Below are 15945 nucleotides of genomic sequence, written 5' to 3' on the forward strand. Positions count from 1 at the left end.
ATGGACCTGTGGCAGCTTTTGACAGCTTTACCTGAGAAAGAGGTCAGGGGAGAATCGGCGAATCCTGCCGTGACCGGAGTTACGCAGGATTCCCGGTGCGTTGAGCCCGGGTTTGTGTTCGTGTGCATCAGCGGCTATTGTACGGATGGGCATAACTACATCGAGGATGCAGTCCAGCGGGGAGCGGTGGCAGTGATTGTAGAGAAAGACCTTGCATGGGCAGAGGCAAAGGCAAAGGAGACCACAGAGACACAAAGACACAGAGATACCCGGAGAAAAGCACAGACACCGGATGCGGCAGGCTCTGCGGTCCTGATCAGGGTGAGGAACGGGAGGGAAGCCCTGGCGCTCCTGTCTGCGGCATTCTACCGGCACCCATCGGCCAGCATGAGAGTCATCGGCATCACCGGCACGAATGGGAAGACCACCACCAGCTTTCTGACGACTTCGATCCTTGAGGCGGCAGGTCATGCGGTCGGCCTGACCAACACCCTCATCTGCCGGATCAAAGGCCAGGAGAGGGAGGCGGACAGAACCACTCCCGAATCCGTGGACCTGCAAAGGACCCTCCGGCAGATGGTGGATCAGGGCTGCCAGTATGCTGTAGTCGAGGTATCGTCGCACTCGCTGGTTTTAAACCGGGTTCTGGGCTGTGAATTCGATGTCGGGGTGTTGACCAATATCACCGGCGATCATCTGGATTTTCACCTGACTTTCGACGAATACCGCAAGGCCAAGCTGAAGCTGTTCACCGGCCTTGCCCAGGGTGAAAAGCGGCCAAAGGCTGCGGTGCTGAATCTGGATGATCCAAGCTTTGGGATTGTTCGGGAGAGCACAGGGGTAGAGGTACTTTCATACAGCCAGACTGAAAAAGCCTCGATCTGGGCCGAGCGGATCGATGCCTCGCGGTCAGGGCTGCGCTTTGTGGTCCACACCCCTGCCGGGACTGTGGAAATCCAGAGTCCTCTGATCGGGCTGCACAATGTATCCAATATCCTGGCAGCCATCGGCGCGGGAGTGGCGGAAGGGATAAGCCTCGATCACATTCAGGAGGGAATCGGACGGGTTCTTCCGGTGCCGGGGCGGTTTGAGACCATCGACTGCGGGCAGGACTTCTGGGTGGTGGTGGATTTTGCCCATACGGCCGATGCCCTGCAGAACCTGCTGCAAACAGCAAGGCTGCTTGAACCCCGCAGAATCATGACCGTTTTTGGCTGCGGCGGCGACCGGGACCAGAGCAAACGCTTTCCCATGGGCCAGGTAGTGGCCAGACTCAGCGACCGCTTCATTATCACCAATGACAATTCCCGCAGCGAGGACCCTGCGGCCATTGCCCGCACGGTCGAGGAGGGGGTGAAGTCGGTGATCGGCTGTCGGCAGGCCGGGGCAGCGGAGAAATACGAAGTGATTCTCGACCGTCGCCAGGCTATCGAAAAGGCCCTCCTGTGGGCTGAGGCGGGTGACATGGTCCTCATCGCAGGCAAGGGACATGAGCAGTATCAAATTATCGGATCGTGCTGTATTCCTTTTGATGACCGGCAGGTAGCCAGGCAGATTCTCACCGGCCTGGTTCAAGCCGCAGAACGCGGAGGGGGGAAATGATCGAGTTGGCCAGAAAGACTAGTCTGACAATTGATGATATCCTTACAGCTACTGGTGCAGATTTGTGGATGGGCAGTAGATCCGCAACATTTTCCGGCGTATCAATCGATTCCCGGACCATCGGGCCGCAGGAGCTCTTCTGGACCCTGAAGGGGGATCGGTTCGACAGCCATGCTTTTGTCAATGAAGTTATCGGCAGGGGAGCTGCGGGGGCAGTGGTTGGCCCGGAGTTTACCCCGGCAGCGGAGGACTGGCCGCAGGGGAAATTCCTGATCCGGGTAAAGGACCGGCTTTTGGCCCTGCAGGAGACAGCCCGCCACCTTCGTCAGCAGTATCCGGTGCCGCTTGTGGCCATAACCGGAAGCAATGGCAAGACCACGACCAAGGAAATGATCGCCTCGATCATGACCTGCAAGGGAAAGGTATTGAAAACCGAGGGGAACCGCAATAATCTCATTGGCCTGCCTCTGACCCTGTGCGGCCTTTCGGATGAAGTCAAGGCAGTGGTCCTGGAGCTGGGGATGAATGCCTTTGGAGAGATCCGGAGCCTCACCAGGATCTGCCAGCCCGATGTCGGGCTGATCACCAATATCGGTCCGGCCCATATCGAATTTTTCGGCTCACTGGAGAAGATCAGCCAGGCCAAGGGAGAATTATATGACGAGATGAAGCCCGAAGCCGTGGCCGTCATCAACCTGGATGACCCGTACTGCCTGAAACTGGCCAGCAGGCGCAGCCGGATAATCACCTTCGGTCTCAGAGAGGGCGCAGACCTTCGCGGAGAGAATATCCGGCAGGAGGAGACTAAAACCTCGTTTGTGCTCCGCACGGGCGCAGAGAAGGTGGATATCACCATCCCCCTGGTCGGGCGGGTCAATGTATATAACGCCCTGGCCGCGGCTGCGGCGGCGCGGGCCCTGCGGATTCCCCTTTCGCATATCCGGCGGGGGCTTGAGCAGGTAACGCTGCCACCCATGCGGATGATGCGGCTTTCGGGTCCCAATGGCTCGATTATTCTGAACGATGCCTATAATGCCAATCCCGCTTCCATGTGTTCGGCTATCGATACCCTCATCCAGAGCAAAAAAGGGGAGGGGAGGGCCATCCTGGTGCTGGGGGACATGCTGGAGCTTGGACCGGACGCCGAGCGGTTCCACCGTCAGGTGGGAAGGCTGGTGGCCCATAATTCGATTGACTTTCTGTTCACCTTCGGTCCGCTGGCCCACTGGATAGCCGAAGAGGCCCTGGCCAGCGGAATGGACAAAAATTGCATTTTCCCGGACTTAAACCATAACCAGATTGCTGAAACCTTAAAGACCCTGCTGGCTCCGGGGGACCGAATCCTGATCAAGGGTTCCCGGGGGGCCAGAATGGAGGGGGTCGCTTCGTTGCTGGTGGATAAATAAACTATGCTCTATCATTTGCTGTATCCGCTCCATGAGCGGTATTCCATGCTCAATGTCTTTCGCTATATTACCTTCAGGACCGCCTATGCCATACTGACCGCCCTGGTGCTCTCCTTTGTCCTGGGACCGCGGCTGATCGAGTGGCTCCGGGAGCTTCGGGTCGGGGAAACAATCCGTGAGCTGGGGCCGCAGCGGCATCAGGTCAAGGCAGGCACACCGACCATGGGCGGCATCCTGATCCTCCTTGCCCTGATCGTTCCCACCCTCCTCTGGTCGGATCTGACCAACCGGTATGTCTGGGTGGTTCTCCTGGCTACCATCTCCTTCGGCCTGATCGGTTTTGCGGATGACTATCTGAAGCTGCGCAAAAAGAAGGGCCTGTCCATGCGGACAAAGTTTGGCCTGCAAATTCTGCTGGCTTCGGTTATCAGCCTGTATTTATATTACTTTCCGGCCAATTCATACACCACCGAGCTGACGGTGCCCTTTTTGAAGAACTTCCGGCCAAACCTCTACTGGTTCTACCTTCCTTTTGCTGTCGCGGTGATTGTCGGAACCTGCAACGGCGTCAATCTGACCGACGGACTGGACGGGCTGGCCATCGGCCCCCTCATCATTTCGGCCATGGCCTTTATGGGCATCAGCTATCTGGCCGGGCATGCGACCTTCGCCAATTACCTGATGATCATCAATGTCAAGGGAGCAGGCGAGTTGACCATCTTCTGCGGAACAATGGTCGGTGCGGGCCTTGGCTTTCTGTGGTTCAATTCCTATCCCGCCCAGGTATTCATGGGCGATACCGGCTCTCTGTCGCTGGGTGCGGCCCTGGGAACTGTAGCTCTTATCACCAAGCATGAGCTGCTGCTGACCATTGTCGGCGGCCTGTTCGTTATTGAAACGGTATCGGTGATTATTCAGGTCTGCTCCTTCCGGCTTCGGGGACGGAGGGTCTTTAATATGGCCCCCATTCACCACCACTATGAGCTGAAAGGGTGGGCTGAGCCCAAGGTCATCGTGCGGTTCTGGATCATCTCCATTATCCTGGCCCTGATAAGCCTGAGCACGCTGAAATTGAGGTAAGGAAAGGCAAAGACAAAGGCAAAAGAAAATTAACCACGAAACACACGAAACACACGAAAGTATTTTTTTCGTGTATTTCGTGTGTTTCGTGGTTCAAATATTTTTTAAAGGAAAATCCATATGCATATCTCAGAATTCAAGGGGAAGAGGGTCTTAATCGTCGGTATGGCCAAAACGGGAGTGGCCCTGGCAAAGCTCCTGGCTGAACAGGGGGCTCTGGTCACGATCAACGATATCCGGCCGGAAGCTGAATTCTCCGCTGTTTTGAGTGAATTGCAGGGGCTTTCATATCGGGCTGAATTCGGGACGCACCGGGTCGAGACGTTCCTTGACCAGGACCTTATCCTGGTCAGTCCGGGAGTGCCAATCCGGCAGCAGGCTTTTGAGGAGGCGAGATCGCACAATATTCCCATTTCCAATGATCTGGAGCTGGCCTTTATGCTCACTCGCGCTCCCTTCCTGGCCATTGCCGGAACCAATGGGAAAACCACGACCACAACCCTTTTGGGTGATATCTTCACCCGCGCAGGCCGCAACATCATCCTCGGCGGCAATATCGGCACCCCCCTCTCTCCCCTGGTCTGCGAGCAGCCGGAGGCGGAGTTTATCATTGCCGAGGTGAGCAGCTTTCAACTGGAGGTCATTCACCGCTTCCGTCCGCGGGTGGGAATCATGCTCAATATCACTCCCGACCACCTGGACCGCTATGCATCCTGGGACGAATATGTCCAGGCCAAGGCCCGGCTGTTCGCCAATCAGACAGCCGAAGATTTCGCCCTGATCAATGCCAGGGATGCAGCCACGCCTCAACTCCTTGCGATGCGCCAGGGATCGGGGAAGCTGCTCTTTTTCCGGACCGATGCCCCGGTTGACGAAGGCGTGATGATCCGGGGAACGGATGTCGTGGCCCGGCTCGATGGACGGGAAGAGCACATCTGCTCGCTTGGCCGGATGAAGCTTTCCGGCGGGCACAACCGGGAAAACGTCCTGACCGCTGCCCTGACTGCCTGGCTCTGCCGGATCGACCAGGCCGCTATCCAGCACAGCATCGATGAGTTTACCGGGCTTTCCCACCGGATTGAATTTGTCGCTGAAATCAGGGGAGTGCGGTTCATCGACGATTCCAAAGGGACCAATGTGGATGCCGTGGTCCGGGCCATCGAGAGTATCACCGGGCCGATCTGGCTGATTCTGGGAGGCAGGGACAAGGAGAATGATTACCATCCCCTGATCCCCCTGGTCAGGGACCGCGTCAGGGGCATTCTGGCTATCGGCGAATCCAGGGAAAAGGTGGATCGGTTTTTCCGGCAGATCGTTCCGGTTTATTGTTTCGATTCTTTCAAGGGAGCGGTGCAGCAGGGTTTTTCCCTGGCTGCTCCGGGAGACACGGTGCTGTTGTCTCCGGCCTGCGCCAGTTTCGATATGTTTCAAAGCTATGCCCATCGCGGGCAGGTTTTCAAACAGCTTGTTCAGGAGCTCAAGGATGCCGAGGGCTAGGAACTACGATCAGATTCTCTTTCTAACGGTGGTGATGCTCATCGGCCTGGGGCTGGTCATGGTGTACAGTTCAAGCGCACTGGTGGCCGAGGGTTCCCGCTACCAGGTGTCGCCCTTTTACTTCCTGAAGAAACAGGCCCTGTATGCCGGGCTGGCCATGCTGGTTCTCTTTTGCACGATGTCTGTTCCCTATGGCTGGTGGCGTACCTGGACCTATGTGATCCTTCTGTCGTCGCTCATCCTGCTGATGCTGGTCTTCCTTCCCGCTCTGGGAAGACAGTCCGGCGGAGCCATGCGGTGGCTGAATCTTGCCGGTATCACCTTTCAACCGGCTGAGATTGCCAAATTTGCCCTGATGCTGTATCTGGCGCATTTTCTGACCAAAAAGGCGGAAGCAATCGGAAATATGAAGGCCATATTTCTGCCGCTGTGCATTGTCCTTGGCTTTTCGCTTCTCCTGATTGTGAAGCAGCCGGACCTTGGCACCAGTGTGCTGGTTATGGCCGTAGCCTTTGCCCTGATCTTTGCCGCAGGAGCCAGAAAAAGCCACCTTTTCGGGCTGGGCCTGCTATTTCTGACAGTTCTGGCGGGACGGATTTACCTGATCGATTATCAATGGCGAAGAATCGTGACCTTCCTGGACCCCTGGAAAGACCCGAAAAAGGGAGGATATCAGATAATTCAATCCTTATGTGCCCTGGGCACCGGAGGGTGGTTTGGTCTGGGTCTGGGACAGGGAATCCAAAAGCGGGGGTATCTTCCCGAAGCGCATACGGATTTCATTTTTTCCGTTATTGGCGAGGAGCTTGGCCTGATCGGTGCACTGGCTGTTCTGGTCCTGTTCGGGGTGTTCATCTGGCGGGGATTCAGGATCAGCCGCCAGAGCAAGGACCCCTTTGCCTGTTACCTGGCCCTGGGAGTCACCTGTCTGATCGGCCTGCAGGCGCTGATTAATGTCGGCGTAGCCGCAGGAGTATTACCAACCAAGGGGCTGCCCCTGCCATTTGTCAGTTACGGCGGCTCTTCCCTGGTGGTGAATGCTGTAGCTGCGGGAATTTTACTGAATATCTCTCAACATGCGTAAGATGCATCGAAAGCCGAAAAGGCCGGACTCACCTGATCTTCTTTTCGGCATATTGGCTGGAAAAGTTCGATGATGGAAATGAAAAATTTTGATTATAGCGAATTTACGGAAGAAAAACGATGAACATCATCCTGGCTGGCGGAGGAACAGGCGGGCATCTGTATCCCGGAGTGGCTATTGCCCAGGAGTTTCGGAGGCAGAGGCCGGATTCCCAGATTCTGTTTTGCATAACCAGGCGAAAGATCGACCAGCAGATTATTTCCGAAGAAGGATGGAGATACAGTACACTGCCGGTCGAAAGTTTCCGGGGTGTTTCCTGGCGTACCGTGCGGGCTTTGGGGGGTCTTGCCTGGAGCATCCGGCAGGCAGGCCGTCTGGTGCAGAGCTTTCATCCATTGCTGATCATCGGCCTTGGGGCGTACCCTTCGGTTCCGATGATCGTGGCCGGAAAATGGCACAGGGTTCCGCTCGTCATCCAGGAGCAGAACATTTTTCCCGGAGGAGCGAATAAGATGCTGGCCAGATGGGCTGAGCGGGTGTTTATCTCATTTGCGGGTACGGAAAAGTATTTTCCTTCCGTGCCCGACGAGAGAATCATCCTGACCGGAAACCCTGTCCGCCAGGCAGCAGCCGGGAGTGAGGGTGAGAGTAACAGCAGTTTTCGGTCACTGCTTGGCCTGGAAGAAGGGAAATTCACCCTGCTGATCTTTGGCGGGAGCAAAGGTGCGCACAGGATCAACGAGGCGGTGCTGGAAGGGCTGGCCGGCCTTCCCAAGGGGCTTGGTGAGAAGCTTCAGATCATCCACCAGACCGGGCAGGAGGATTTTTACCGTGTGCAGCAGCACTATCAGGAACTTCCGGTCAGGGCAACAGCCCTGCCCTTCATCTACCGGATGATGGAAGCCTATCAGTCGGCGGACCTGGTAGTCTGCCGGGCCGGGGCCACCACCGTGGCCGAGATCACCCTGATGGGCAAAGCGGCCATCATGATCCCCTATCCGTATGCGGTTAACGATCATCAGGCCATGAACGCCGCAGAGCTCCAGAAAGTGGGTGCTGCGGAAATGATTCTGGAACGGGATCTTACGGGTGCCGGTTTGTGGGCCAGGATACAGACATTGATGGAGCATCCCCAGATGCTGGCCAAAATGCAGGAAGAGTCAAAACGGCTGGGGAAGCCGGAGGCGGCATCGAGGATCGTGCAGGAATGCCTGAAGGTAGTTGGAGAGAAGTCAGGAGTCAGGAGCCAGGAGCCAGAATAAAAGAGTAAGGGCAAAGAATTATGCACTGGAAGATCAACCACATACATTTTATCGGCATTGGCGGTATCGGCATGAGCGGTCTGGCCGGGTTGCTCCACAACCTGGGCTTTCGGGTGAGCGGATCGGATATTGCCGAATCGGAAAATACCCTGCACTTGCGCAAGCTCGGCGTCGCCGTGACCATTGGCCATCATCCTGACAATATCGGCTCTGCCGATGTGGTGGTCTATTCTTCAGCCATCCGGCAGGATAACCCTGAGCTTCTGGCCGCTCGAAACTCCACTGCTCCGCTTATCCCCAGAGCGGAAATGCTGGCTGAGCTGATGCGCATGAAGTACGGCATTGCCATTGCCGGAACTCATGGGAAAACCACTACCACCTCGATGATCGCCACGGTGCTGGCCGAGGGCGGCCTTGATCCCACTGCCGTCATCGGCGGCAGGTTGGCCAGTTTTGGCAGCAATGCCTGGCTGGGGCAGGGGGATTTTCTGGTGGCCGAGGCGGATGAAAGTGACGGCTCCTTTTTGCAATTGAGCCCTGCCATTGCCGTGGTCACTACCCTGGATGAAGAGCATATGGACTATTACGGCTCACTGGATCGGTTGAAGGCCGCCTTCCTGGATTTCATCAATAAGGTGCCTTTCTACGGAACCGCAGTCATCTGCCTGGATCAGGGGAATATTCAGGCCCTGGTGCCTGACATCCGGAAACGGTATATCTCCTATGGTCTGATCAGCCGGACGGACCTTACGGCTTCAGCCATCGAGGCCGCAGGGCTGCAATCTTCCTTTGAGGTTATCTGGAAGGAACAAAAACTTGGCCGGATGGTGCTGAACGTGCCGGGAATCCATAACGTCTATAATTCCCTGGCTGCTACAGCCGTAGGTCTTGACCTTGGACTTTCCTTTGACACTATCCGGGAGGGCCTGGCTGCCTTCCGGGGAGCGGACCGGCGATTCCAGATCAAGGCCAGGGTGAACAACACCTATGTGGTCGATGATTACGGGCATCATCCTGCGGAGATACAGGCTACTCTGGCCACAGCCAGGAGCGTTCTGGCCACTGAAGCGGAAGGGGCAGTAACGGGCCGCCGCCTGATCGTGATCTTCCAGCCTCACCGCTACACCAGAACCAGGGATTTGCTGGCGGAGTTCGCTACTGCCTTTTACCAGTCCGATACCCTGATCATCACGGATATCTATCCGGCTGGAGAAAGGCCGATCGAGGGCATCAATGCCCTGGCAATGGCCGAAGGGGTCAGACAGAGCGGCCATACGGATGTGCACTACATTCCTGACAAGGATGAGATACCGGCCCTGATCGGACATATGGTCCGGCCCGGAGATATGATTCTGACCCTGGGTGCCGGAGATATCTGGAAGCTCGATTCCCGGATCGTGGCCCTGGTCGAGGAGAAATTTTCATGATGAGTCGGAGCTTTGCGGACCGGCTGACAAGCGCTTTTCCGGGAGAGGTGAAATTTCAGGAACCCATGAAATATCATACCTCGTTCGGTATCGGGGGGCCGGCTGAGTGCCTGGCCACAGTAAAGAGCCTCGATGAATTGCGCCTGCTCCTTTCCCTGGCCGATGAATACCGGCAGCCGGTCTTTATTCTGGGCAGGGGAACCAATATCCTGGTGCGGGATGGAGGAATCCGGGGGCTGGTGATCCGCCTGGATGGAGAATTTACCAAGGCCGGAGTGCAGAGACATGAACTTATCGGCGGTGCCGCCTGCCCCCTCTCTTCGCTGCTTCGGCTGTCGGTTCAGCACAAGTTGTCCGGCCTGGAATTTGCTACTGGTATTCCGGGGGCTTTCGGTGGAGCAGTATGCATGAATGCAGGTTCGGCTGAAGAAGGGATAGGGTCTCTGGTCAGGGACATCCATCTGGTCTATGCAGATGGATCGACCGGAGTGCTGCCAGCCGGGAGCCTGAATTTCTCCTATCGCCACTGCTCCCTGCCGGAGGGGAGTATCATTACTGCTATCGCTCTTCAGCTCAGCCAGGTTGAGCATAAGGAGATCATCCTGGCCAGGATCAAAGAGCGGTATACGGAGCGGCTGAAATCCCAGCCCCTGCGGGACCGGTCGGCAGGCTGCATATTCAGGAATCCGCCGGGCGAATCAGCGGGCAGGCTGATTGATCAGGCCGGGCTGAAAGGGCTTTCGATCGGTGGTGCGCAAATCTCGACCATTCATGCCAATTTTATCATCAACCGGGAGGGAGCTTCCTGTTTCGATGTTGTACGGTTAATCGATGTGATCCGGGAAAAAGTCTATCAATCCTCTGGTTTTACTTTGGAGACAGAGGTTCTGCTCGTGGGAGAAGGATGAGAGAATCGAGATCGTGGAGAATGATGAACCAGACAACTGCTGATAAAGGATTAAGAATAATGCCTAAGAAGAATTTATCTGAGATGAAAATTGCTGTACTCATGGGAGGCACCTCTTCGGAGCGTGAAGTATCGCTCAGGACAGGGCGTGCCATCGAAAATGCGTTGAGAAGCCAGGGGTTTCAGGTAGTGGGTATCGATGCTGACGGCCAGATTGCCAATAAACTGACAGCCGAGCGGATTGATCTGGTATTTTTGGCTCTGCACGGAAAGAACGGAGAGGATGGATCGGTTCAGGGGCTTTTAGAGATCATGGGGATACCGTACACCGGCTCCAATGTTCTGGCCAGCGCTCTTGCCTTTCATAAGGCCAGGACCAAAGCTGTGTTGAGTTTCCATAATATCCCTACGCCAAGGTTTGCGGTCTTGAGTCAGGCGGATTTTTTATCTCAGCCGGAAGAAACCGAAAAGCTGGTCTGGAAGTATCCGGTCATCGTCAAACCCTGTGAGGAGGGATCCACCTTTGGTGTTTCTCTGGTGAGGTCTCCCGCTGACCTGGAAGCTGCCTGCGCCCATGCCTTCCGGTATGGCAGGGAAGCCCTGATCGAGGATTTCATCGATGGACGGGAAGTTACGGTAGGGATTTTGGGCAATCAGACCCTGCCGGTGGTAGAGGTTATTCCCCTGTCAGGGTTTTATGACTATGAATCCAAGTATACGCCGGGGAAAACGGAATACGTCGTGCCTGCCCGGCTTGAGGAAAACCTCTATCAGCAGGTTCAATACTGGGGATTGCAGGCTCATCGGGCGCTTGGGTGCAGGGGCGTATCGAGGGTGGATATCCGGATCGACCGGCAGGGGAACCCCTTTGTGCTGGAGGTCAATACCATTCCCGGTATGACCGAAACAAGCCTTTTGCCCAAGGCGGCCAGGGTGGCCGGGATTTCGTTTGAGGAACTGGTGAAAAGGATTCTTGTTTCAGCTTGTGAGCAGGACTGATACAAATACACAGGGAAATGCCATGAGTACCTGGAAGAAGAGACTGTTTATCGCAACCCTGACAGCCCTGACCTGCTCTCTGGCAGTGTGGGGCGGGTACCGGCTCCTGGACAGGATTCAAACGTTCCGGGTATCCAGGATTACCCTTGCCGGAGCAGAGCGGTGTGATACGAGGAAGATCGGGGAATTGGCCTTTTCAGCAGCCTATGGCCGGTGTATCTTCAAGGTCAACCTGCCGGACCTGTATCAGCAGATCCGGTCCGACGGATGGATCAGGAATTTATCCATTCGCCGGGTTATGCCTTCCACCCTGGAGATTCAGATCGAGGAGCGGGTGCCTTTTGGTATTCTTCATGCCGATCAGCTCTTTCTGGTGGATAGAGAGGGTGTACTGATTACGGCCATAGGGAACAAAAAGGCATGGAAGAGCCTGCCGCTTATCAGGGGGCTGGATTTGAAGGGGGCTGGCGCAGGCTGTAAGCCTGACTCTCCCGGGCTGGAGTCAGCCCTGAATGCCCTTGCTCTGATGCAGGAAATGAGAGCCCCGTGGCTGGCAAAGTTTCGGGAAATATCGGTAAAGAGTCCGGAGAATCTCATTCTCTCCAGCCAGGGGAAAGGCTGTGAGATCCGGCTTGGGAGCAGTAACCTGCGGGAGAACCTCCAGTATTTGAAGTCCGCCTGGAGCACCATCCAGGCCAGTGTGTCCGGTATTCAATATATTGACCTGAGATACAAGAATCAGCTTATTATCAAACCACACAAGCATATTGGTTAACTCTCCGAAAAAGGAGGTGAGGGAAATGGTTAAGAAAGATAACCTTATTGTAGGGCTGGATATTGGCACAACCAAGATTTGTACTATTATCGGAGAGGTTGGCAGCCGGGGTGAGATCGATATCATCGGCCTTGGCCTCAGCCCTTCCCACGGATTGCGCAAGGGAGTGGTCATCGACCTTGAAAGCACGGTCGAATCCATCAAAAGATCGGTCCATGAGGCGCAGGTCATGTCCGGCATTCAGGTGGATTCAGCCTATGTCGGCATTGCCGGAGGGCATATCAGGGGCATCAACAGCCGGGGGGTGATTGCTATTTTAGGCAAGAACCGGGAGATCACCCAGAACGATATCGACCGGGTCATCGATGCTGCCAAGGCTGTAGCTTTGCCCGTGGACCGGGAGGTGATCCATGTCCTGCCGCAGGAGTATATCGTCGATAATCAGGACAAGATCAAGCAGCCTCTGGGAATGAGCGGGGTCCGGCTGGAGGCGGAAGTCCATATCGTGACCGGAGCCATTACTTCCGCCCAGAATATTATCAAAAGTGTCAACCGTGCCGGGCTTGAGGTAAAGGATATCATTCTGGAGCAGCTCGCTTCCAGCGAGGCTACCCTGACCCATGATGAAAAGGAACTGGGCGTGGCGGTGATCGATATTGGAGGAGGGACCACGGATTTAGCCATTTTCGTGGATGGAAGCATCCGGCACACGGCTGTTATTTCACTTGGCGGGGACAACTTTACCCACGATATTGCCGTAGGTTTGAGGACCCCTAACCAGGAGGCCGAACAGATAAAAAGAGAGTACGGGTGTGTGATGGCCGCCCTGCTGGATGGGGAGGAAACGATCGATGTGCCCACAGTCGGAAGGCGAAGGCCCCGGACCGTATCGCGTCAGGTACTGGCGGAAATTATGGAACCCAGGGCTGAGGAGATTTTCGGACTGGTTGACCGGGAGATCAAGAGCAGCGGCTATGGTGATCTGATTCCGGCAGGAGTGGTCATTACCGGCGGCTCGTCGCTCATGGCCGGGATGGTGGAAATTTCCGAACAGATTTTTGACTTACCCGTGCGGATAGGCATCCCAACCGGCTTTGGCGGGCTGGCGGATGTGGTCAGAAGTCCTGAATACTCCACCGGGGTGGGCCTGATTCTCTATGGATGGAAGAGCGGTCAAAAAAAGGTTAATTTCAAGACTCAACAGAGCGATAGTCACCTTTTCCAAAACATTCTCAAGCGGATGAAAGACTGGATGAAGGATTTCTTTTAAAAGCAGGAGTCAGGAGTCAGGAGTCAGGAGTCAGAAAAAAAGAGTATTTCATCTGACTCCTGACTTCTGGCTCCTGACTTCTGACTTCTTAATGCTTATAAAGGAGGGCATGGTGATGCCAATAGATCTTGAAGAGAATTACGAATGTTCAGCGAATATCAAGGTAATCGGGGTGGGAGGAGGCGGAAGCAACGCTGTCAACCGGATGATTAACTCCAAAATGCAGGGTGTGGAGTTTTACGTGGTAAATACCGACTTACAGGCACTCAGAAATTCTCCGGCGGTAAACCGGCTGCAACTGGGCGCCAGGCTGACCCGGGGATTGGGGGCCGGAGCAAATCCGGAAATCGGCCGCAAGGCTGCCCAGGAGGATGAGGAAAAGATTCTGGAAGTTGTCCAGGGAGCGGATATGCTTTTTATCACCGCCGGTATGGGAGGCGGCACCGGGACCGGTGCAGCTCCGGTGATTTCCAATATTGCCAAAAAGGCCGGTATTCTGACCGTGGCTGTGGTGACCAAGCCTTTTATCTTCGAGGGGAAAAGAAGGATGATGCAGGCCGAAAAAGGGCTTGAGGAGCTGAAGGCAGCCGTTGACTCTCTGGTCACGATCCCCAATCAGCGGCTTTTGAACATCATCGAACCTCAGACCTCGATGAGGAGTGCCTTCAGCATGGCGGATGAAATTCTGCACCAGGCAGTGCAGGGAATTTCGGATCTGATTACCAAGCATGGAGAGATTAACCTGGATTTTGCCGATGTTAAGACCATCATGTCGGAAAAAGGAACCGCTCTGATGGGCACCGGCATTGCCAGAGGAGAAAAGCGGGCTTTAGAGGCGACCAAGAAGGCCATATCGAGTCCTCTGCTGGAGGATAACTCTCTCGAAGGTGCCCGTGGGGTTCTCCTGAACATCACCGGCGGAAGCGACCTGACCCTGTGGGAAGTGAACGAGGCATCGTCAGCTATTTCCGAGCTGGTTCACGAGGATGCCAATATCATTTTCGGTTCCGTGCATGACGAAGGAATGGTGGATGAGGTCCGGGTAACCGTGATCGCCACCGGATTCGACCACCGGGAAGAGAGCGTGCAGAAACTGGAAAACGTGGTAACGCAGGCAGCCAGGCTGAAGCCGGAAAGCTACAATCCCCGAAACCGGGATGTCCCGACCTACCTGCGGACCCAGGACAAGGTCCAGGAGAAATTCCAGGAGAAAAGGGCAGGGAAAAGAGAAGGCCTTGAAAGCCTGTCCTCTTCATCGGGTCCTCGTTTTGCCCGGGGCCGGTCGATAGTCAGTTCGGAGAATCTGGGCCTTCTGGACAATCCGGATAGGGATGAAGACGAGCATCTGAACGTGCCGACTTTCCTCCGGCGTCAGATTGACTGAGAAGAAAGAAAAATCAACGGATTAAGGGCTAAAAAGGGCAGGTTTTTCCGGATCAGGAGTACCGGATCAGGAGTAGATGTGACCTTGAATGTTTTCGATCGGGTGCTATAATCAGGCAGATCGGGAATCGGTTCTCGACCGTCTGGATCCCTGGACGAAACTGGTCATTCTGTTCGGGTTTTTCGGGGTTGTGTTTTTCTACCCTTCGCCAGGGATCTTATTGTGTACCGGCATATCCCTCGTGCTTTCGGCCAAAGTAGGAAAGATATCAATCGGTTACCTGATCCACCGGTTGAAATTCCTGCTCTGGTTTTTCATCTTCGGCAACCTTTTTTACTTCTTCTTCACCCCTGGCCGGATTCTCTACCAGATTCCGGGGCTGGGGCTCACCGTGACACAGGAAGGAGTGAGGAAGGGGTTAACCCTGATCGCTCAGCTCTGCCTGATGGCCACTGCCTCCTTCCTGCTCCTTGGGACCACTTCCACGGTCAAACTGATAAAATGTGTTCAGTGCATCTTTTACCCTCTCTACCGGCTGGGTATTGCAGTCCCTGACATTACCCTGATGATGGTCATGAGCTTGCGGTTTATCCCGGTGCTGCTCTCGGAAGGAAAGCGGATCACCCAGATTCAGATGAGCCGGGCAGGATATGCCGGGGAAGAGGGATTGATCGGCTATGCCAAAAACCTTGTCCCCCTGATCAGCCCCATATTTTTGTCCACTGTCCGCAAAGCCCAGATTCTGGCCCTGGCCATAGAGCAGCGGGGCTATACCGGAGAGGTGAGCAGGCAGCACTTCTACTTTCCCCGGCTGCACAGACGGGATGTGGCAGCCCTGGTGCTCGCGGGGCTGTTCCTGGCCGGGCTGATTCTCAGGCAGCAGCAGGCAGGGTACATCGTGCGGCCAGGGTGGTGAGCACAAGCCACAATCTGAAGATACGTAAATGTCACCCTATGAAATAAATGTCATCTGTGCATATCATTAAAAAACAGTGTCTTTCTGCCAGATATGAAAAAAATTTCCTGGTTCCTTCCATCGTGAGTTACTCTAAAACATAACCTGCCCAATTAATATTTAACAAGAACAATATATTAGCAATGTATTATATCTGGCCAGTTCGCGGCATCAATCTTGCTTAAAATTTTATTACTCAAACTCCGTAACCTCAAGAGAAATCCCCCCATAGAAGGACCTTATTCTATGATAAGGAACTTTGCTGCTTTCTGTTACTTTTTATTTATCACCTTATTA

At 55.0% G+C, this 15945-nt stretch carries 13 protein-coding genes; all 13 read left to right on the top strand.

What is annotated here, in order from left to right:
* The 13 genes from AB1611_12545 (at window position 1) to AB1611_12605 (ending at window position 15609) form a co-directional block, all read left to right on the top strand.
* The gene (locus tag AB1611_12545) at window positions 1-1602 is read left to right on the top strand and encodes a UDP-N-acetylmuramoyl-L-alanyl-D-glutamate--2,6-diaminopimelate ligase (protein MEW6380419.1); all 1602 of its coding nucleotides are present in this window, start codon (window positions 1-3) and stop codon (window positions 1600-1602) included.
* Window positions 1599-3008: a UDP-N-acetylmuramoyl-tripeptide--D-alanyl-D-alanine ligase gene (murF, locus tag AB1611_12550; GenBank protein ID MEW6380420.1), complete on the top strand. Its 1410-nt coding sequence runs from the start codon at window positions 1599-1601 to the stop codon at window positions 3006-3008. Before AB1611_12545 ends, murF begins: the two co-directional genes overlap by 4 nt.
* A 3-nt stretch (window positions 3009-3011) precedes the next feature.
* Window positions 3012-4088 carry a phospho-N-acetylmuramoyl-pentapeptide-transferase gene (gene mraY, locus AB1611_12555; protein ID MEW6380421.1) on the top strand — a complete coding sequence of 359 codons (1077 nt, stop codon included), beginning with the start codon at window positions 3012-3014 and terminating at the stop codon, window positions 4086-4088.
* Between the two features lie 120 nt (window positions 4089-4208).
* Complete coding sequence (gene murD, locus AB1611_12560) at window positions 4209-5585, top strand: UDP-N-acetylmuramoyl-L-alanine--D-glutamate ligase (GenBank protein ID MEW6380422.1); 1377 nt, start codon at window positions 4209-4211, stop codon at window positions 5583-5585.
* Window positions 5572-6669 carry a putative lipid II flippase FtsW gene (ftsW, locus tag AB1611_12565; GenBank protein ID MEW6380423.1) on the top strand — a complete coding sequence of 366 codons (1098 nt, stop codon included), beginning with the start codon at window positions 5572-5574 and terminating at the stop codon, window positions 6667-6669. Before murD ends, ftsW begins: the two co-directional genes overlap by 14 nt.
* Before the next feature lie 119 nt (window positions 6670-6788).
* Window positions 6789-7931, top strand: a complete 1143-nt coding sequence (gene murG, locus AB1611_12570) for an undecaprenyldiphospho-muramoylpentapeptide beta-N-acetylglucosaminyltransferase (GenBank protein MEW6380424.1) — start codon at window positions 6789-6791, stop codon at window positions 7929-7931.
* A gap of 20 nt (window positions 7932-7951) precedes the next feature.
* A complete protein-coding gene (gene murC / locus AB1611_12575) occupies window positions 7952-9358 on the top strand; it encodes a UDP-N-acetylmuramate--L-alanine ligase (protein MEW6380425.1) in 1407 nt (468 codons plus the stop codon).
* Window positions 9355-10266, top strand: coding sequence for a UDP-N-acetylmuramate dehydrogenase (murB, locus tag AB1611_12580; protein MEW6380426.1), 912 nt, complete (start codon window positions 9355-9357; stop codon window positions 10264-10266). The genes murC and murB overlap by 4 nt, the downstream gene beginning before the upstream one ends.
* Window positions 10267-10349: 83 nt before the next feature.
* The gene (locus tag AB1611_12585; protein ID MEW6380427.1) at window positions 10350-11264 is read left to right on the top strand and encodes a D-alanine--D-alanine ligase; all 915 of its coding nucleotides are present in this window, start codon (window positions 10350-10352) and stop codon (window positions 11262-11264) included.
* A 22-nt stretch (window positions 11265-11286) separates the two neighbouring features.
* On the top strand, window positions 11287-12039 hold the full coding sequence (locus tag AB1611_12590) for a cell division protein FtsQ/DivIB (GenBank protein ID MEW6380428.1): 753 nt from the start codon (window positions 11287-11289) through the stop codon (window positions 12037-12039).
* A 25-nt stretch (window positions 12040-12064) separates the two neighbouring features.
* A complete protein-coding gene (gene ftsA / locus AB1611_12595; GenBank protein MEW6380429.1) occupies window positions 12065-13309 on the top strand; it encodes a cell division protein FtsA in 1245 nt (414 codons plus the stop codon).
* Between the two features lie 115 nt (window positions 13310-13424).
* Window positions 13425-14693 carry a cell division protein FtsZ gene (gene ftsZ, locus AB1611_12600; protein MEW6380430.1) on the top strand — a complete coding sequence of 423 codons (1269 nt, stop codon included), beginning with the start codon at window positions 13425-13427 and terminating at the stop codon, window positions 14691-14693.
* 88 nt (window positions 14694-14781) lie between these two features.
* Complete coding sequence (locus AB1611_12605; GenBank protein ID MEW6380431.1) at window positions 14782-15609, top strand: energy-coupling factor transporter transmembrane component T; 828 nt, start codon at window positions 14782-14784, stop codon at window positions 15607-15609.
* Window positions 15610-15945 lie beyond the last annotated feature (336 nt).

Source organism: bacterium (assembly GCA_040755755.1).
Taxonomy (GTDB): Bacteria; SZUA-182; SZUA-182; order DTGQ01; family DTGQ01; genus DTGQ01.